Source organism: Pseudoalteromonas neustonica (assembly GCF_001653135.1).
GTDB lineage: Bacteria > Pseudomonadota > Gammaproteobacteria > Enterobacterales > Alteromonadaceae > Pseudoalteromonas > Pseudoalteromonas neustonica.
The window spans coordinates 195347-215566 of sequence record NZ_BDDS01000006.1 but is presented as its reverse complement, the minus strand read 5'-3'; the positions used below and the strand labels follow the sequence as shown (position 1 = coordinate 215566).

The window sequence follows — 20220 nt, the reverse complement described above, 5'->3', positions numbered from 1 at the left end:
GCGGGTTTAAAAAAGTAGTTATTTTGAAGTTAAACAACAGTGAAACAAGCTGGTTTTCACAGCAAGTAGTCGATTGGTATCATCTTTATGGGCGTAAAACCTTGCCTTGGCAATTAAATAAAACACCTTATAAAGTCTGGGTGTCTGAGGTGATGCTACAACAAACCCAAGTCGTTACTGTTATTCCTTATTTTGAAAAGTTTATGCAAAGTTTTCCTGATATTATTGCTTTAGCAAATGCAGATGAAGATCAAGTACTGCATCACTGGACGGGATTGGGCTATTACGCCCGAGCGCGTAACTTGCATAAAACGGCAAAAATAGTACGAGATCAATACAATGGTGAGTTCCCAACAACGTTAGATGAAGTTGTTGCCTTGCCCGGAATAGGGCGCTCGACCGCTGGGGCGGTTTTATCGCTGTCACTTGGTCAGCATCACCCAATTTTAGATGGTAATGCTAAGCGTGTGCTTGCTCGGTTTTTTATGATTGAAGGTTGGTACGGGGTAAAGAAAGTTGAAAATCAACTCTGGCAACTATCAGAGCAGTTAACCCCGGAAAAGCAAGTAACGCAGTTCAACCAAGCAATGATGGACTTAGGCGCTAGCCTTTGCTCTCGTAGTAAGTTTGATTGCGAGCCTTGCCCGTTGCGATCGCGTTGTGGAGCATATAAAACGGAGCAGGTGAAACAATTTCCGCATTCTAAACCAAAAAAGGCAGTGCCTAAGAAAGCATGTCATCAATTAATTATTCAATGTGATGATAAAGTCTTAATGGAAAAAAGACCTAGTTCCGGAATTTGGGGCGGTTTATTTAGTTTTTTTGAATTCGAGCAAAAATCTCAGTTAGATACTTTTTTAGCGCAGCAAGGGCTTGATGTGGTAACCGAGGCCGTTGAGCCGTTTACTCATGTATTTTCGCACTTTGAATTAACCATTAACCCGCATGTACTTATTTTGCATAAAGTACCCGATGTGGTAAATGAACGGCAATTAGTATGGTACCCACTTGATGAGTCAATCGAGGTCGGTTTAGCGGCTCCAACTAAAAAGCTAGTTAAACAAATCAGCGCAATGGTTTACACTAGCTAATATCGTTTTAACAGAGCACAAGAGAGCAATCATGGCACGCACTGTATTTTGTCAAAAATTACAAAAAGAAGCCGAAGGGCTTGGTTTTCAGCTTTACCCAGGTGAGCTTGGTGAAAAGATTTTTAATAACATTTCAAAAGAAGCATTTGCACAATGGCAACATAAGCAAACAATGCTGATTAACGAAAAACATTTAAATATGATGGATCCTGAGCATCGTACTTTTTTAGAAGAGCAAATGGTTGGTTTTTTATTTGAAGATAAAGATGTGGAAATTGAAGGTTACCGTCCACCAGAAAAATAGTTTTCAAAGCAAATAAAAAGGGCTAATTTAGCCCTTTTTATTTAACTCAATTAACTCATTCGTTGAGTTCATCTTGTTTTTCGGCATTTCGCACTTGTTCTTTTAGAAACATTGCCACTTTCGAGTATTCAATTTCTAGGTTATCGCGTTGCTCAATTAGTTGATCACTAGTTAAATCTTGTTCTTTAGCATGGCTTTCAAACTCTTCAGCTAACTCTGCAATTTTTTCAGCGCCAATAGTTTTAGATATAGACTTTAGCTGATGGCATGCCTCAACAATGCTTTCAAAGTCATTTGTCATAATGGCCGTATTGATATCTTTTGTTAATATATGGCTTTGCTCTAAATACATTTTGAAAAAACGAATTTGTTTTGCCTCATCGTTATTAATATATTTAGCAAGTACATCCATATTAATCGGTGTAACAGGTTTGCTTATAGCGTCTGGCAATGGCCCTTGTTTGCTTTTTACACTCCATTGCTCAAGTGTTGCTTCAAGGGTATTGAGCTCAATGGGTTTTGTTATAAAATCATTAATACCGGCATTTAAACAGCGCTCTTTCTCGCCTTTTAATGCATTTGCAGTTACCGCAATAACATAAGGCTGAGCGTTTATATCTTCTAAAAGAGCGGCTTCATCACGTATTTTTTCTACCATGTCGTAACCAGACATTTTTGGCATATGCAAATCAGTTAAAATAAGTGGGTAACGACCTGTTTGCCACATTTTTAAACCTTGCTCACCATTATCAGCGACTTCAACCCCATAACCAAGTAAATGCAACTGATCGGTTAATACCTGTTGATTTAAAATATTGTCTTCAACAAGCAATACGAGTTTATTTTCTTCTCTGGCTTGTTCAACATTCAAGTAATTATTTAGTGTTTTAACTGGCTTTACTTGTCTAGGCGTGTGTAAACCAGCAGCAACTAGCAGAGACATCATAAAGTTTGATTTACATAAAGGCGCAGCATTTAGGTAAAAAATGTTTTTATGGTTTATTGCAGCTTCGTCTAACTTGCTTAGCACAACCACTTGTTGGTTATTATCCTCTAGCGTATAAAGTAATCGGCGTAACAGGTAATTTATATCGTCCATTGAGTCTATACCATCAAGTACCCAAATCACCCCGTGACTATCTTGATGTTCCTCTATCTGTTGTGGACTTTGTGTGACGATTGTTTTAGCGCCCATAAAGGATAGGTAACGATTAAGTGTTTGCTGTCGAGTCGGGTGGTCAGTAACAAGTACTACGCGGTGGTCTTTTAGTGTGTTTTTGTGGGCATACTTTATGGTGTTCTCAGTGCTAAATGGTAGCTCAACAACAAAATCACTACCGATACCTATATCACTGGTAACCTCAATAGATCCCAACATTAATTCAGTTAAACTTTTACAGATAGATAAGCCTAAACCCGTGCCGCCATATTCGCGAGTAATAGACCCCTCAGCTTGAATGAAGGGATTAAATATTTCACGCAGTTGCGCTTGATTCATGCCTTTACCATTGTCGCTAACACTAAAGCGTAGAGTAAAGTGGTCAGCTGTATTTTGTGCTACCTCTACGGCAATACGCACATGTCCTAAGCGTTTATCATCGGTACTGGTAAACTTAATTGCATTACTACATAAATTATAAAGTACTTGGCGAACACGCACTGTGTCACCAATTAGGTTAATTGGAATATCAGGGGCAATAGCGAGCTCTAGCTCTAATTGACGTTTTTTGGCAATTGATGATAAAACACGAGCCACTTCTTCAATAGTATCGGATACTGAAAATGGGATTGGGTCGATATTTAATTTTCCGGCTTCAATTTTTGAGAAGTCGAGGATGTCATCAAGAATACCTAATAAAGAAAATGCAGATTCACGTATTATTGTACTTAGACGATGTTGTGCGCCATCGAGCTCTGTTTGGCGTAGTAAATCAATTGTACCAATAACACCATTCATTGGTGTGCGTATTTCGTGGCTCATAGTCGCTAAAAACGTGGTTTTTGCTTCACTGGCTTGTTCAGCTCTTTGACTCGCTTTTTCAAGGGCTAAAGTACGGTTATGAACCTCAGTTTCTAGGCTACTTTGTAGCTTATGTAAATCTTGCTGTGCGACGTCATTATTATTTATTGCGTTTTGTACTTGCTCAAGTAGGTGGTTGATATTTTTAGCCACAATATTAAGGCCCAGATCAAGCTGCTCATTTACACTACTTTTATAGTTACCTGATTTGGTAATGCCCTCTAACTCATTAGCAAGTAAATCACTGCTTTTACGGATCCGTGTATTGATATACACATTGAAAAATAAAGCTAACAAAAATAGACAAATAAAAGCAGCTATGGCTAAAGCTATAGCCAACTCAATTGAGTGTTGTGGTAAAAGAGAGGGCGAACTGATTTTTTGTCTTATAATTAATTCTCCAACAGGCTGATCATTTAAGCTTAGCAGGTGATGAAGGATCCCTTGTTGAACTTTATGCTGTTGAAGCTTGATTGGTTCAATCTTGTCCTTATTACTAGCAAAGACTAGCTGCAGTGGTTGAGTTGGTGAATATCGATAGAGGTAATAATCAAACTCGTTATTAAGGATAGAGCTTAAATCAAGTAACTGCTTTACATTATCTTGCCCGGGTCTGGTCAGGGCATCAACTAAAGGTGCATTCAATTGCTCGGCCAATACAATTAAGCTTGGCGTATCTTTAGTTGCTTTAATATCGAATTGCTGGCTTGGGTAAAATGAATAAGCAACAACCGCGAGTGCTGTTACCGCTAGGTTTATTATTAAAAAAAGAGGCAATAAGCCTTTCACAGGAGAAGAAAATTTACTCTGCATTTATTATCCAACTTGTCTATTATCAACCGCAATCTAAACAGCTGCTTGTGTACTTAAATCAATCCTATCATTTACTCGGAATAATTCACTACGTTTTTAGTCTTGTTATACATAAAGAGATTAAATTACTATAGAGCTTGAGTGAAATGCTAAATTGGTTGTCTTAAAAAGCAGCGTTTATTGCATTTATTAAACAGTTTGTTGAAAAACCGTGCAAGCAACTATAAAGAATAAAAAAAAAGTTGACTTAAAAGGGCAAAACCAGTTTAATACGCCGCACGCCCAGATAGCTCAGTCAGTAGAGTTAAGTGGGAATGTATTGAAAATCCTTTATGGTTTTCTATTAAAACTGAAATTGCCCAGATAGCTCAGTCGGTAGAGCAGAGGATTGAAAATCCTCGTGTCCGTGGTTCGATTCCGCGTCTGGGCACCATTATTTAAGTAATAGTGTTTAAATCAATTGATTAAACATTATTATGCGTGCCTTAGCACACAGTTTTGTGTGCCGACTTAGCTCAGCTGGTAGAGCAACTGACTTGTAATCAGTAGGTCAACCGTTCGACTCGGTTAGTCGGCACCATTTATAAAAGGTTAAATGTAGATTTTTTACAATTAACTTGCACAGTTAATGTGCCTCGATAGCTCAGTCGGTAGAGCAGAGGATTGAAAATCCTCGTGTCCGTGGTTCGATTCCGCGTCGAGGCACCATTTATTAAAAGTTATCAATCTTTAAAATTGATAAAGTGCCTTAGCACACAGTTTTGTGTGCCGACTTAGCTCAGCTGGTAGAGCAACTGACTTGTAATCAGTAGGTCAACCGTTCGACTCGGTTAGTCGGCACCATTTATAAAAGGTTAAATGTAGATTTTTTACAATTAACTTGCACAGTTAATGTGCCTCGATAGCTCAGTCGGTAGAGCAGAGGATTGAAAATCCTCGTGTCCGTGGTTCGATTCCGCGTCGAGGCACCATTTATATTAAAGCCCTGCATTTGCGGGGCTTTTTTGTATCTAAAATTTATGTAATCTCGGTGGCGGCCTCGAACTACGTTCGATTACAAAATACATCCTTGTATTTTGCCCTACGGGCCATCCTTCGGATGTTAAAAATTGTTCCAGACAATTTTTTGCCGCCTCAGTGCACCATTTATATTAAGCCCTGCATTTGCGGGGCTTTTTTGTATCTGAAATTTATGTAAGCTCGGTAGCGGCCTCGAACTACGTTCGATTACAAAATACATCCCTGTATTTTGCCCTACGGGCCATCCTTCGGATGTTAAAAATTGTTCCAGACAATTTTTTGCCGGGTCGAGGTACCATTTATATTAAAGCCCTGTTTATACAGGGCTTTTTTTTTGCATACGCTAACGAGTGGTTGGCAAGAAAATACCATCAATTTTGACATCTCAGTGGTGTGAATTTTTAATCTTTGAAAGTTCCTCGTAAGTCCGTGCTTACAAGTAACAGAGGCTTTTTATGGGCCTTAGATAAACTCTATTTCTTTTACCCCCAGTTCAACCCCCAAAACCTGCGATTTATCGTGACCTTTGTTTTATTTGTGTAATGTTATGTAAAGTCAGTTGAGCTATCTCACTGGCAGTGCTTGAATTACACTCATAAATAGAAGTAATTCAGGTTTTTATATGATTTGGCAATTTAAGCCGAGTTTAGTGGCGGTTAGTGTTTTGCTACTCAGTGCATGCAGCAATCAGTTTAACCCTACTGAGCGAGAGCAGGATATAGCAAATACCCCTGAGCAATGGCAACAAGCCAAGGCTTCAGCATTAAAGGTTGAAGATAATTGGCTTCAGCAACTAGAACATCCGCACGTATTTGCATTAGTTGAGCAAGCGCTTGTAAATAACCAGCAAATTTTGCAATCAGGGTATGACGTTGCAATTAAACAACAGCAATTAATTGCATCGGGCGCGGCTTTGTGGCCGAGCTTAGATTTATCTATGCGTACCAGTCGAAGTAAAGATAATCGCCCTGTTAGCTATAACAATGCGAGTTCGGCAAACTTAACGCTTAGTTATGAAGTTGATTTATGGGGCAAACTTTCAGATGCACAGCGTCAGGCAAATCTGGATTTTTTAGCGCAGCAAGCAAGTTTTGAACAAGCTAAGCAGCGTTTAGTCGGCGATGTTGTCAGTAGTTGGTTTAATGTTATAGCGGCACAAAAATTATTGGCGTTGTATCAACAACGAGAAAAAAACGCTGAGCAAAATCTAGCGATTATTGAGTCGGGTTATCGTCAAGGTTTAAATGATGCACTTGATGTTTATTTAACGCGTAACGAACTCAATACGGAACGTTCTCGTATTGCGGGTCAACAAGCAACACTCAGTCAAGCAATTCGCACCTTAGAGCGCTTAACAGGGAATTACCCAAGCGGTGCATTAAGTGTTGAGGCTGATTTACCTTTATTAAATAAATCTATCCCTTTAGGTTTACCTTCAGAGCTGATAACGCGTAAGCCGAGCTTGATGGCTAGCTGGTATCAGTTATTAAGTACAGACGCCAGTTTAGCCTATGCCCATAAACAGCGTTTTCCAAGTTTAGACCTTAGCGCTACTTTAGGGGATAGCACTGCGCGGGTGAGTGATTTGTTTTCGCCATCAAGTTTAGCATGGTCATTAGTAGGCAGTATTTCTATGCCGCTTTTTGATGCAGGTAGGCTCAGTGCTAATGAAGAAGCGGCGCGTTTATCTATGTTACGCCAAGAGCAAGTATACCTAGCGAGCTTATATGATGCATTTAACGAGGTTGAAACGGCTATTTCGCAAGAGCAATCTTTGCAAATACGTTACTTAGCTACGCTTAAAGCGCAAGAAAATGCGATTGCAGCTGAGCAACTTTCTTTTGAACAATATCAAAATGGTTTAGTAACTTATACCACAGTGCTTGATGCGCAAGACCGTTCTTTTGACGCGCAAAGCTCCGTGATTGAAATTAAGAATCAACTAATCATAAACCGAATTAATCTCCATATTGCCCTTGGTGGCGATTTTTCACAGCCAACCAACGAATCAACTGAGCAATAATTATGAATATCAAAAAAACCAAAATTATTATCCCTGCGGCCATAATCGCAGCTACGGCCTTGTTAGTGATGTTTATTGGCTCAAATCCACCAGAGGCAAAGCGCTTTGGTTCACCACCTAAAGCTAAAATTAGCGTCACAGTGCAAGCGTTACAGCCTCAGCAGTATCAAGTGATGATCGATAGCTTTGGGACTGTAAAACCGCGTACACAAAGTATTTTAGTGGCGCAAGCATCAGGGCAAATCATCGATAGTAGCGAACAATTTAGGGAAGGTGGTTTTTTTGAAAAAGGCGATGTACTTTTACAACTTGATGATAGAGATCACCGAGCAGAAGTAAAATCAGCCCAAGCCAACTTGCTAACAGCACAGCAAGGCTTTCAAGAAGAGCAAGCACGCAGTCGTCAAGCTATCGTTGACTGGCAGCGTTTAGGTAATGGCGAACAAGCAAGTAATTTAGTGCTACGCGAACCACAACTAGCAGCAGCTAAAGCACAAGTGCTTTCAGCGCAAGCACAACTTGAAAAAGCGAACTTAAATTTAGAGCGCACTAAAATAACAGCCCCTTATGCAGGGCGTGTGTTAAGCCGCAATGTGGATCTTGGTCAGGTCGTGAGTAACAACACACAATTAGCGACTATCTATGCCATCGACAGTGTTGAGATACGTCTACCAATTAAAAATAAAGACTTACCTTTTATTGATTTACCAGAGCAATTTAGAGATGGCATGAGCAGCGCTAGTGGCTCAGTCGTTGAATTTAGCTCTAACTTAGTTGGCGTACAAAAATGGCAAGGACAAGTTGCCAGGACTGAGGGCGCAATTGACGAAAATGCACAGCAACTTTATGTTGTTGCGCAAATTAACGATCCTTATAAAGCAACGACTCAAAATCAATACCCTATTAAAATTGGTCAATATATTAAAGCGCAAATCAGCGGCAAATTAGTTGCTGATGTATTAGTTATTCCAAACAGTGCCATTTATCAAGGCACGTATGTTTATATTGTTGAGCAAGGTGTACTACAGCGTAAAAATATTCGTTTAGCGTGGCAAAATGCTACGCAAGCAATTATTGCCGAGGGTTTAAAAAGTGGTGATAAGTTGGTGCTTACACCGCTTGGGCAAGTTAGCTCAGGCACTGGCGTTAAAGTCATTAGTGAAGATGAAAAAGAAAGCGAGAAACCTGCCCGTAAAAGACCCTCGCGTGAGCAGCTAGAAGCGATGGCCAAAAAACAAGGGATCACCGTAGAAGAACTTATACAAAAGCGCAAAGCAGCACGTCTGCAAGGAGATAAGGCATGATAGCTTGGTTTACTAAAAACCATGTTGCAGCAAACTTATTGCTCATTAGCATTGTTTTTGCAGGTTTATTTAGCCTTACCACACAAATACCATTAGAGGTTTTTCCCTCATTTGAAACGGACCGTATTAGCGTTAGTGTCTCTTTACGAGGCTCAACCCCAGAAGACGTTGAACAAGGGGTAACAATCCGTATTGAGGAATCAGTACAAGACTTAGAGGGTATTAAACAAATCTCAAGTCGTTCGTCTGAAGGTTCAGCTTCAGTGAGCATTGAAGTTGATAGTGGCTACGATCCTCGAGAGCTATTGGCTGATATAAAAAGCCGAGTTGATGCAATTAATACTTTTCCTGCTGACGCTGAAAAACCAGTCGTCGCTTTAGCTCAGCGTAAGCGAGAAGTTATTGCCGTTACTGTTTCCAGTGATTACGGTGAAAAAGAAACGCGAGAATACGCTGAGCAGGTTCGCGATCAATTACTGCGTCTACCCAGTGTGACTCAAGTTGAACTCAGTGGCGTACGCGATTATGAGCTGGCCATTGAAGTAAGCCAAGATACACTGCGCCAATATAGTTTGAGTCTCAGTGATATTTCACGGGCGATATCAAATTCAAGTACTGACATCTCTGCAGGAAATTTAAAAACAGAAGGGGGCGATGTGCTTATTCGCTCTAAAGGGCAGGCATATCGTAAAGATGAGTTTGCTCGTATTGCTGTTAAAAATCAAAAGGATGGCACAATTATTCGCTTAGGTGACATTGCAACTATCAGCGATGATTTTGAAGAAACTCCTGTACGTACACGTTTTAACGGTAAGCAAGCGGCTTTTATCGATGTCTATCGCATTGGCCCACAAAGCGCTATTACGGTTGCCGATGAAGTAAAAGAATACATCGAAGGTCAGCAAAATAAATTACCACAAGGGTTTGATTTAAGTTACTGGGATGATGACTCCGAGCTGGTTAAAAGCCGTATTGCCACACTAACCACCAATGCGTTGCAAGGCGGTATTTTGGTACTGGCATTATTGACGCTATTTTTACGACCTGCTATCGCTTTTTGGGTATTCATTGGCATACCCGTGTCATTTATGGGCGCATTTTTAGCCATGCCATTATTTGGTGTAACGCTCAATATTATGAGCTTATTTGGCTTTATCTTGGTGTTAGGGATCGTTGTTGATGATGCCATTGTTACCGGTGAGAATGTCTATACTCACCTGAAAACCGCAGAATCAGGAGAGCAGGCCGCCATTCTTGGTACTCAAGAAGTAGCAACCCCAGTCACGTTCGGTGTATTAACCACCGTTGCTGCATTTTTACCGCTGGCGTTTATTGAAGGTGGCCGAGGCGCGCTGTTTGCTCAAATTCCTGTGGTGGTGATCCCGGTATTATTATTCTCACTGATTGAGTCTAAATTTGTACTACCCGCCCATTTAAAATATATAAAACTGCGCCACGAAAAAGGCGAGCCCTCTAAATTTGATAAATTCCAACAGCGTTTTGCTGACGGGTTTGAGCTTGCAATTTTAAAGTATTATCAACCGTTATTAAATCTGGCTCTACGCCATAAACTTGCCACGGTAAGTTTATTTGTTGGGATTTTTTTGATTATTTTAACCATGATCACCAGTGGTTGGACTAAGTTTATCTTTTTCCCACGCATACCAAGTGAAACGGTACGCGTTAATTTAACATTGCCTACAGGCACTCCATTTGAAGTAACTAATAAGTACGTGATTGATATGTCTGATAAGGCTCGTCAATTACAAGACAAGTATCGTGATAAAGATAGTGGCGAAAGCGTTATTTTAAATATTTTAGCAACGACTGGTGGACGTGGCGGAGCTTCTAACTCAGGCAGTGTACGTTTTGAAATAACCCCTGCTGAAAAGCGCGATTCAGATATTGGCTCGCGAGAGCTTGCCAGCGAATGGCGTGAACTAATTGGTGTGATCCCAGGTGCTGAGAGCTTAACCTTTAGGGCTGAAATCGGCCGTAGTTCTGATCCAATTGATGTTCAGCTCACAGCAACTTCACTATCAACGCTACAAGAAGTGGCCGAGCATGTTAAAACGCGTTTAGCGACTTACCCAACGGTGTTTGATATTGCTGATAGCATGTCCGATGGTAAAGAAGAGCTACAAATTGAGCTAACAGAGCAGGGCTTAGCGCTGGGTTTAAATCGTGTTGATGTATCACAGCAAGTGCGTAATTCATTTTTTGGTGCGCAGGCACAGCGTATTCAGCGTGGTCGTGATGATGTACGAGTTATGGTGCGCTTACCCATTGATGAGCGTCGCTCAGTGGCTGATTTAAAAGATATTCTTATTAATACGCCAACCGGTGGCACAGTACCGTTATCACATGTGGCAACGTTAGTTCCGGGGCAAAGTCCATCGACGATTAACCGTATCGACCGTTACCGTACATTGAACGTGACTGCTGATATCGAAAAAAACAACACTAATATGACGGTGCTTCAAGCTGACTTAAAAGTGTTTCTGGATGAATTAGTACAACAATACCCAGGTGTTAGTCACTCTCTCGAAGGAGAAGCAAAAGAGCAGCGAGAATCCTTTGGCTCGCTTGCATGGGCGCTGGTGTTTGTATTCTTTATTATTTATGGATTATTAGCGATTCCATTCAAATCTTACTTACAGCCTCTTATAGTAATGAGTGTGATCCCATTTGGCATGATAGGCGCTGTTGTAGGGCATTGGATCATGGGCATGGATCTAACTATTATGAGTTTGCTAGGGATGCTGGCTTTGATCGGAGTTGTGGTCAATGACTCGCTGGTATTAGTTGATTTTATTAATAAAAAGCGCAGTGAAGGCGGCGAATTACTGGAAGCTGTAAAAATGGCGGGTGCATCGCGTTTTCGTCCTGTTATGTTAACGAGTTTAACGACCTTTATAGGTTTAATGCCGCTATTGTTTGAAAAAGCCACCCAAGCGCAGTTTTTAATCCCAATGGCAGTCAGCCTTGGCTTTGGGATAATTTTTGCAACCTTTATCACTTTGTTATTAGTGCCTGTTAATTACCTATTGATGGAACGAGTGCAAGGCTGGTTTAAGTAGTTGTTAAGTTGATAACTTTAAATGCTTGCAGATTTTTAAGATCTGCAGGCATTTTTTTCAACTATTTTTTTCAGCTAAGGTAAACTGGATACAAAGCATTTAATTTCAAGGTCTCATAATGATTGAGTATCCAGTAGATCAACTTCCCCAGCTTATCGATGAGCTTTTACAGTGTGATACCACAGAGCGTAAAAACAAGCTCTTAGCTGATGCTAAAGAAATTCTCTCAACCGAACATTTATCGTTATTATTTGAGGCGTTACCAAAAGAGCAGCGTCTTGATATTTGGCAATTACTTGATGAAGACACTCAGCACGAAATATTTATAAACTTAGGTGCAGATAGTTGTCGTTGGTTGTTACAGAGCCTTGATGAAGCAGACGGTTTTAAGTTACTTGATGAAGTAAGTGTTGAAGAGCTGCTTGAGCTTGAGGAAGTGATCCCTGAGCGTTTTGTTGAATATGCTCGTCGCCAATTAGATGAAGTACAAACAAGACAGTATGAATTAGCGCAACAATATTCACCAGAACAATTGGGCCATTGGCTTGATTTTGATTCCTTAAAAGTATCGGAAAAATTAACCGTAGGCGGGGCGAAAAAAATTCTGCAAAAGGGCCTGCCTCAATATACAGAGGTTATTTATTTAGTAAGTCGTAAAGGTACATTGATTGGCGAGGTGTCAGTAAATGCGCTACTCAAAGCACAAGATTCCGATTCGTTATTGAGTTTTGCCAATCATGATGTCACTTCGCTGCATGCAGACGATGACTTATATGAAGCGGCAGAAGTGGTGATCCACAGCGAAAAAATGGCGATGCCGGTTGTAAATGTCGATAATAAATTGCTGGGGCGATTAAAAGTTACCTCAGCGTATGGGTTACGCCAAGAAGTAACCGATGAAGCCGCTGCAAAAGCTGGTGGTTTACGCGAAGACGAAGACCTGTTTGCCAGTGTTCGTAAAAGTGCTAAAAACCGTGGCATTTGGTTAGGTATAAATTTAGCTACTGCATTTTTAGCATCATGGTTTATTGGTTTATTTGGCGCGACAATAGAGCAAGTTGTAGCGTTAGCTGTATTGATGCCAGTTGTCGCCTCCATGGGCGGAATTGCCGGTAGCCAAACTTTAACCGTAATCGTGCGGGGCCTAGCGCTGGGGCAGGTGACAGATTCAAACCGAAAAGCACTGCTTAAAAAAGAGCTTAGAGTTGGTGCTGTAAATGGTTGTGTTTGGGCTGTGGTTATTGGCTTGCTTACTTATTTATGGTTTGCAGACGTGATGCTTAGCATTACCATTACCGTGGCTATTTTGCTTAACTTAATAGCAGCTTCTGTGTCTGGCGTTGTGATCCCGTCGATTCTGGATAAGATGAAAATCGATCCCGCTTTATCTGGTTCGGTTATTTTAACAACAGTGACTGATATTGTCGGTTTTGTGACTTTCTTAGGCTTAGGTAGTTTATTGTTACTTTAGTACTTTTGAATGCGAAATGTTTTAGTTATTTACTTGCAGCTAATTGATTTCATTTTTATTTCTGTTGTGTGAATCTTTCGTGAAGAACTGGTTGGCGTGTATCATCTAGTTCTTTTTTATCATAAAGTGCCTCTCTCGCAATGACGAGTTATATAATTAAAAAGGAGACATTCATGTCTAAGAAAGAAGCTAAAGCAGTAAATAAAGAAGTTAAATCAATTAAAAAAGAAATCAATGCGCGTAAAGAAAAAGTAGCAAAGCAAAAATCTAAAATTGGTAAGCTAAAAAAAGCACTTAAAAAAGTAGCTTAATTACCATGCAAGCAATACTGATGCTAACCTAGCATTAGTGAGGGTATATAAATCAATATACTTTAGATGCTTGGGCAGTTGCGGTTTAATCGCCGTAATTGCCAGCCTTTTACGTTTGTCACCTTCCAATATAAAACTCACCACAACAGTGTAAGTTAAAATTTTACCGCTGATAATTAGTTTTAGTAGATTAATTATTCAGTAATATTTGTTAATAATTTTATGCAAATATGCTTTAATTGATGTATCACTTTTTCTGTATTAAGTACTTTTTTAGAACCAATGATAAAGACTTGCATTACTGTTGCTTTTTTTATGTGTATTATGCCCAAGCCAGCCTATTCATCTGAGCACTTTAGCGATCACGAGCAATACTGCCTAAACCAAGCAGCTGAAAATTGTTTAGAGTTAATATCAAACAACTTATTACAAGCACAACCAAAGTCTACAAATTGGTATAAATTAAAATCTTATCAGTTAGATTATTTCTACGATACGTTAAATTACAATCAAATAATTAAGCAAATCGAGCCGCTTATTGATGACGAAAGCTTACCATCGGTATTTAAATCACAACTCTACTTTTACTATGCAAAAGCGCTCAATGGCTCTGATAATAATGAATTAGCGCAAGTTTATGCAGATAAAGCGATAGCTAAACTAGAAGACATGTATCAAGCATTCGAAAATCCCTTACGGTTAGTTGAGCTGGCAAATTTGCACTATGTATTTGGTAATAAAGAGCTCGCTTATCAAATATTACTTAGTGTGGGTAATCGATACAGCAAAAGTCGTGATGCTATTTTTAATTTTGAGCTAAATTCAAATAAGGCAAATGTTTTACATGCATGGGGAGATTTTAACAAAGCAGCCAAATTTAGAAAGCTAGCGTTAGATTGGATAAGTAATAGCGACCATCAAACTAAAATAATTATTGCGCAAGGAAACCTCGCGCGGACTTATCAGCTTGCAGGTAAATATGAACTTGCAATAAATTATTACCTCGCGTCATTATCTTATATGGACGGTAAAGAAAGTAATGTTCATTATCCAATATATTTATTACGGTTAGCTGAGACTCATATGCAAATGGGCAGTTTAGCTCTAGCCGCTAAGAATTTAAAACAAGTAAACAAACAAGGTCTAAAAGCAGGCCATTTGGCACTTTACACTAAGTTAGATAGCGCATTATCAAACGTTAAAATTAAATAGCAGTAAATACTTACCTCTCAAATACCATTTTCCTCCGTTTGAATTTACCAATATGGTATAGAGCAAAGTCGTGTCTAAATTAAAATTTTAAAGTCATCAAAACCAATCTTTTTGTAAAGTAAGCTTGACTTTGTGCTGTTTTTACACAAATATAGTCAAGTAAACTTTACTTTAACTTGATAGAGGTTCATATGTCTAAACAAACACACCTTACGCTCAACCAGCGTAATAAAATGAACACGGCATCTTTAGCTAAATGGACATTATTTTGGATGCTTTCATTAGCATTTGTATCATTTGGGCCAAACTTACTCTGGGAAGGAAATATAATTTTAAGTGTTATTGCTGTGGTTATTAATTTAGCCGTTGGTTTGATGATGATTTTAGCTAATAAGCGTCATTTACAAGGGTTAGATGAAATGCAGCAACGACTGCAACTCAATGCGATGGCAATTACACTCGGCGCTACTTTAATCGTTGGCTTAGCGTATTCATCACTTGATAATAGCGCTTTAATTCCTTTCACAGCTGATATATCTCATTTAGTGATTTTTATGGGCCTTACGTATTTTTTCACAACACTTTTTATGCATAAACAGTTAGGCTGTGGCGAGGAAGGTGAATGAAAAATCGTCTGAAAGTACTGCGGGCTGAGCGTAACTACACACAAGCCAAATTAGCTGAATTACTCGATGTTTCAAGGCAAACTATTAATGCAATTGAAAAAGGCAAATTTGATCCTAGCTTACCTTTAGCATTTAAGGCTGCTCGATTATTCAATTTAAAAATTGAGGATATTTTTGAAGATGAGGAATACTAAAAACGATCACCAAGGAGTTGTTTTAAAGTAATTATCTAAGTGATCAATAAGTGCCCTGATAGCCGGTGATAAATGCTTTCGAGAGCTATACAGGGCATAAATATTTAGTTCATCAGGTTGCCAATCTGGCAGTATATGTTTTAATTCGCCACGCGCAATATAACTATTTACTAAATAGGTTGGTAAAACCGTTACTCCAAATCCATTTAATACCGCACTTAGTAATGAGGTTGCTTCATTAGCACAAAGACGACTGTTTAAACTAATTGACTCAAACATTTCTTTTTTACGTAAATGTAAGATATGGTTTGCAAAGTGTTTGTGCGCTAAATAATCATGATTGACTAAGTCGTTAGGTTGATTGATATCAGCGTTATTATGAATGTAATCAACTGAGGCGACAATCGCTGACTTGCAAACGCCAATGGGCTTACCTATTAATGATGGATCGGGGTTTGCGGCAATTCTAATTGCTAAATCAATTTGTTTTTCAGTGAGATTCGCAGCGACGTCACTCAAGTCAAGTTCAATGTTGATCAGTGGGTTTTGTTGTATAAAAGGTTTTATTGCAGGTATAAGCTGTGATTGGCTAAAAGATACGCTGGTTGCAACGCGAATAGTGCCTGACAATGCAGCTTTAGGCAGTGCGATTGTACTAAGATGCTCACCTTGTTCAAGCCACTGTTGGATGTTTATTAAATAGGCTTCGCCCGCAGTCGTTAATGAAACCTTGCGAGTTGTACGGTGTAATAAGCGTGTTTTGAGCCAATTTTCCATAGTTTCTATATAACGGCTTACCATCGCGCGCGACATATTCAAGCGATCAGCTGTAGCTGAAAAACTACCTGAGTGGGCAACATCTATAAATACTTTTGCAGCGATTAACCTATCCATCAATTAGCTCTATTTTTGAAATAATGATGCTTAGTATTGTGCGTATATCTGAGTTAATCAATCCTTTATTATTCTCACATCGAAATAATTATTGGAATTGAAATGAAAAAAATACTTTTAATCGCATCGTTGTTATTTACAAGTTACCACACGAATGCGGCACAGGAATCGTCATTAAAACTGGATGTTTATAACGCTGATAGTAATAGCTTTACTGTAAACGCAACTGTGCTTTATTCAGACACAGAAGCGGTTGTTGTAGATACGGGGTTTACAAAAGCAGATGCACTAAGAATTGCAGCAAAAGTATATGATTCAGGTAAGCAATTAACGACCATTTTTATAAGCCAAGCTGATCCAGATTATTATTTTGGGGCGGAAGTATTGCATGAGTTATTCCCAAATGCGCAAATTATTACAACACCGGCAGTTGGAGAGGTAATCGCGGAGAAACGAGATAAAAAAGTTGCGTTTTGGGGGCCAAAAATGGGCTTGAATGCGCCAGTAAAACCGATTATACCCGCGATATTTAAAGGCACTAAAATTAGTGTGGATCAGCATATCATTGAAATAAAAATACACGATGGGGTACTTGCGCATCGGCCTTACCTTTGGATCCCCGAAACTAAAACAATTTTAGGTAATGTCGCGATTTCTGCGGGACACCATGTTTGGATGGCAGACACGCAAACACCAGGTAGTGTAAATGCATGGCTAGAGCAACTTAATCAAATGAAGGCACTGCAACCACTAATGGTAATACCTGGTCATATGGAAGCCGGCACAGCATTAGATGACAGTGCAATTGATTTTACAATTGATTACATTAAAGCGTTCATCAAAGCCAAAACACAAAGTACAAATAGCAGTGAGTTGATCGCAAAAATGGCGGCGCTTTATCCACACTTTAAAGATACTTCAAGTTTAGAGTTAGGTGCGAAAGTACATATGGGCGAAATGCCTTGGTAATTTGAGTCTTGTTAAAGTGATCTTTTATGTGCAAAAGAGGGTATTGTGCTCTTTGTGCAAAAATATCGAATAATGGTATAAAGACCATTATCAAAAACAATAAGACGGAGTTGAATAGATGAAAAAGTTAGTGGGAATAGTATCCCTGTTAGCCATTTTATTAGTGGTTTTACCGGGGCCATTATATAAGTGGGGGATTGTTGAGCTTGGCACTGCATTTACAGGCATCCGCTTTGGGGTATATGCAGGAGCTGCAGCCTTAATTTTATTGATTGTTCAACTCATTTTTATGCGTAAAAATACACATTGGCCAATGGCTGGTATTAGCGCTATTTTTGCTGTGATAGCTATAGCGCTGCCTTTAAGCTTGATGAACAAAGCGAAAAGTGTGCCACCCATTCATGACATTTCAACAGATGTAGTAGCCCCGCCTCCATTTGTTAAAATTGCTGAGTTACGTGCTGATGCACCAAATCCGATAGAATACAGCGGGGCAGAAACAGCCGCCGCACAGTTAAAAGCATACCCTGAATTAGTAACGCTTAAGTACGCTAATAGTAAAAATGATGTTTTCATTGCCGCAAAAGAAGTGGTTAATCAGTTAGGTTGGGAGCTAGTTAATGCGGATGCGTCGCAAGGTATTATTGAAGCGACTGACACTACTGCTTGGTTTGGTTTTAAAGATGATGTGGTTATTCGAATTAAGTCATTAGAAACAGTAACACTTGTTGATATTCGTAGTAAATCACGAGTAGGTAAAAGTGATTTAGGTAAAAATGCGCAACGAATAAACGATTTTATAAAGCAAATTAATCAAAGTTTAAGCGCTATTTAATCGCTTTTAGAATTTAACAATGCCCCTAAAGGGGCTTTGTTAATTAGGGCGTGTTGACCTTTGTGGATTGAAATTTGTTCAATCTAGGGGCGATTTAATCGCGGCGCGAGGTTTGTATGTTGTGATTCAATAAAAATTGAGCAAAACTTCCGCGTCCTGCTCATGCCCCTTATTTAGATCCGTGTAGGTAACAAAGAGTTAATCACCCCTAGGAAAAACCCTTCGGGCAGCGCATGTTTGTAATTTATACTGCGTTATCGCCTATTTATGGGGATCAACCACAGACCATAGCATAGGCGCTGCCTTGCCTAAATACCAAATAGACTGCTGCAAAATGAATCACGAAAGGTCAACACATCCTAACCAGAGTTTAGGCTACTTAAGCTGGTGCTATGCCTTGCGATGATTTAAATAACCAATTTGGATCATATTGCAGCTTTACTTGCTTTAATTTAAGTAAGTTCTCACCAAAATAGGCTGACTGCGGATCATTTATGAGAGGGTCTAAGTAATTAACGTATGCGCCGCCAGAGCTCCACGGCGACATAATTTGGCGAAAACTATTCTCCCATTTTTGAGCTGCATCAATTGTATTGTCTGACGCTGAAAGTGGCAGAGCGGTATAATACTCAGCACTTACGCGGGCATTACGATGGACAAATGCGGTTTCATTTGGCTCAAACTGGCTTATTTTACCTCCCATAAGGTTAAAGATAATCATCCCTCGGTTACCTTCAAGGATGCTTTTCTCAATATATTCTTTAAGCGTATTAATGCCTGCGGGTGGTATTTCTTTATCAAAAAAATCAGAACTGGCTGCAAAAGCACTGCGTGACATTCTACCGCCCTCAAACTGTGTCGCTAAGTGGCAAGCGGTCGCTGACGCGCTACAAGTACCTAACATGACGTCTCGATAGGGTGCGGTGGTTACAGTGTCAGAGCTTGGCGTTGCATTAATGCTGTGCATAAAGTCTTGCCAATATGGTGTTGCGTCTGTGGCAGAATTTACGCAAAATGCACGAACATTGACTCTGGAGGTGCCATTACTCCAATCAGGTAAGCATTGCCCCCACATTTCATCAGGCCAAAGATCAGGTAATGCCTGCCAACTTGCCATCACTTTCTCAAAATCAGCGAATGAAAAGTTTGCTTCAAAAACGGTAATGTCACTGGTTGCGTGGGTTTTAAACGTAAATGAAGTCACGACACCAAAATTCCCGCCGCCACCTCCGCGCAGTGCCCAAAATAAATCGCTATGCTGGTTTTTATCACAGGTTAACTTTTCACCTTGCGCACTAATAATATCAACGGCAATTAAACTATCGCATGTTAACCCATAAGCACGACCAACAACGCCAAATCCACCACCAAGCGTAAGGCCTGCGATACCTACACTTAAACAGCTGCCAAGTGCAACGGCAACATTATTCTCGGTGAGTTTATCGTAAACATCTGCAAGTCGAGCGCCAGCACCAATTGTTGCAGTGTTTGCAGTTATAGAAATGGAGTCCATAGGGGTTACATCAATCACTAACCCTTGGGTTGTTGAGTTACCTATGTAGCTATGGCTCCCGCAGCGAGGGGTAACATGCATAGAGTGTTGCTTGGTAAATGACAAAGCGGTGATCACATCCTGTTCATTAGCACAGTGGGCAATAGCTTGTGGGTAAATATGATCGTAGCGAGTATTAAACACCAATCGTGCGGTTGGGTATGTGCTGTTATCTGTGGGCAAAATTAACTGTCCATCAAGGCTGCTTTTTAACTCCTCCCATTGGCTTTTTGTCAGTACGCTCTCAACAGGAGGCGTAACGGGTTGAATACCAATAACAGGTGCTTGCTTTGAGTTTGACGAACCACCACAGGCGGTTAAGAAAAAAGAGGCGGCTGAAAACCCCATAAACTGACGACGATCCATGTGAAACCTATTATTATTTTTTAGTGTATTAACTGTACCTCAAATGTAAAAAAAATCACCTTGCAGGACGATGAAAAATACTCACGTTAGATATCGAATGTTAATATACCCAAGTCATCTCAAAATGCAGAATTC

General features: G+C 39.7%; 15 protein-coding genes and 5 tRNA genes. 17 read left to right on the top strand and 3 right to left on the bottom strand.

Annotation, left to right across the window (positions count from 1 at the left end):
- The first annotated feature begins 23 nt into the window (after positions 1–23).
- Together mutY and A7967_RS11170 are read left to right on the top strand one after the other, a co-directional pair.
- Positions 24–1091: an A/G-specific adenine glycosylase gene (gene mutY, locus A7967_RS11175; protein ID WP_419761256.1), complete on the top strand. Its 1068-nt coding sequence runs from the start codon at positions 24–26 to the stop codon at positions 1089–1091.
- A gap of 31 nt (positions 1092–1122) precedes the next feature.
- Positions 1123–1395: an oxidative damage protection protein gene (locus A7967_RS11170; protein WP_054205430.1), complete on the top strand. Its 273-nt coding sequence runs from the start codon at positions 1123–1125 to the stop codon at positions 1393–1395.
- 55 nt (positions 1396–1450) lie between these two features.
- Here A7967_RS11170 and A7967_RS11165 read toward each other — a convergent pair whose 3' ends face one another.
- Entirely contained in the window at positions 1451–4228 is a 2778-nt protein-coding gene (locus A7967_RS11165; RefSeq protein ID WP_054205431.1) for a hybrid sensor histidine kinase/response regulator, read from the bottom strand.
- Positions 4229–4585: 357 nt separating this feature from the next.
- Between A7967_RS11165 and A7967_RS11160 the strand changes: the two genes are divergently transcribed.
- The 13 genes from A7967_RS11160 to A7967_RS11105 all read left to right on the top strand — a co-directional run bounded on the left by A7967_RS11160 (position 4586) and on the right by A7967_RS11105 (position 15469).
- Positions 4586–4661, top strand: a tRNA-Phe gene (locus A7967_RS11160).
- 71 nt (positions 4662–4732) lie between these two features.
- Positions 4733–4808: transfer RNA gene (locus A7967_RS11155), tRNA-Thr, on the top strand.
- Between the two features lie 52 nt (positions 4809–4860).
- A tRNA-Phe gene (locus tag A7967_RS11150) sits at positions 4861–4936 on the top strand.
- Between the two features lie 59 nt (positions 4937–4995).
- A tRNA-Thr gene (locus tag A7967_RS11145) sits at positions 4996–5071 on the top strand.
- A gap of 52 nt (positions 5072–5123) precedes the next feature.
- A tRNA-Phe gene (locus A7967_RS11140) sits at positions 5124–5199 on the top strand.
- 671 nt (positions 5200–5870) lie between these two features.
- On the top strand, positions 5871–7271 hold the full coding sequence (locus A7967_RS11135) for a TolC family protein (protein ID WP_054206735.1): 1401 nt from the start codon (positions 5871–5873) through the stop codon (positions 7269–7271).
- Between the two features lie 2 nt (positions 7272–7273).
- On the top strand, positions 7274–8575 hold the full coding sequence (locus tag A7967_RS11130) for an efflux RND transporter periplasmic adaptor subunit (RefSeq protein WP_054206736.1): 1302 nt from the start codon (positions 7274–7276) through the stop codon (positions 8573–8575).
- Entirely contained in the window at positions 8572–11655 is a 3084-nt protein-coding gene (locus tag A7967_RS11125; protein WP_054206737.1) for an efflux RND transporter permease subunit, read from the top strand. The genes A7967_RS11130 and A7967_RS11125 overlap by 4 nt, the downstream gene beginning before the upstream one ends.
- Positions 11656–11773: 118 nt before the next feature.
- Positions 11774–13126: a magnesium transporter gene (locus A7967_RS11120; protein ID WP_054206738.1), complete on the top strand. Its 1353-nt coding sequence runs from the start codon at positions 11774–11776 to the stop codon at positions 13124–13126.
- A gap of 173 nt (positions 13127–13299) precedes the next feature.
- Positions 13300–13437, top strand: a complete 138-nt coding sequence (locus A7967_RS23110) for a hypothetical protein (RefSeq protein WP_167349699.1) — start codon at positions 13300–13302, stop codon at positions 13435–13437.
- A 324-nt stretch (positions 13438–13761) separates the two neighbouring features.
- A complete protein-coding gene (locus A7967_RS11115; RefSeq protein WP_054206739.1) occupies positions 13762–14649 on the top strand; it encodes a tetratricopeptide repeat protein in 888 nt (295 codons plus the stop codon).
- 191 nt (positions 14650–14840) lie between these two features.
- Positions 14841–15275 carry a hypothetical protein gene (locus A7967_RS11110; RefSeq protein WP_054206740.1) on the top strand — a complete coding sequence of 145 codons (435 nt, stop codon included), beginning with the start codon at positions 14841–14843 and terminating at the stop codon, positions 15273–15275.
- Positions 15272–15469 carry a helix-turn-helix transcriptional regulator gene (locus tag A7967_RS11105; RefSeq protein ID WP_054206741.1) on the top strand — a complete coding sequence of 66 codons (198 nt, stop codon included), beginning with the start codon at positions 15272–15274 and terminating at the stop codon, positions 15467–15469. Before A7967_RS11110 ends, A7967_RS11105 begins: the two co-directional genes overlap by 4 nt.
- A gap of 6 nt (positions 15470–15475) precedes the next feature.
- On the opposite strand, the gene A7967_RS11100 is transcribed toward A7967_RS11105, so the two are convergent.
- Positions 15476–16363, bottom strand: coding sequence for a LysR family transcriptional regulator (locus tag A7967_RS11100; protein WP_054206742.1), 888 nt, complete (start codon positions 16361–16363; stop codon positions 15476–15478).
- Positions 16364–16465: 102 nt separating this feature from the next.
- On the opposite strand from A7967_RS11100, the gene A7967_RS11095 reads away from it, so the two are divergent.
- Together A7967_RS11095 and A7967_RS11090 are read left to right on the top strand one after the other, a co-directional pair.
- Positions 16466–17332: an MBL fold metallo-hydrolase gene (locus tag A7967_RS11095; protein ID WP_064435699.1), complete on the top strand. Its 867-nt coding sequence runs from the start codon at positions 16466–16468 to the stop codon at positions 17330–17332.
- A gap of 118 nt (positions 17333–17450) precedes the next feature.
- Positions 17451–18167: a DUF1499 domain-containing protein gene (locus A7967_RS11090; protein WP_054206744.1), complete on the top strand. Its 717-nt coding sequence runs from the start codon at positions 17451–17453 to the stop codon at positions 18165–18167.
- 379 nt (positions 18168–18546) lie between these two features.
- On the opposite strand, the gene A7967_RS11085 is transcribed toward A7967_RS11090, so the two are convergent.
- The gene (locus A7967_RS11085; RefSeq protein WP_064435698.1) at positions 18547–20085 is read right to left on the bottom strand and encodes an FAD-binding oxidoreductase; all 1539 of its coding nucleotides are present in this window, start codon (positions 20083–20085) and stop codon (positions 18547–18549) included.
- Positions 20086–20220: the final 135 nt, after the last annotated feature.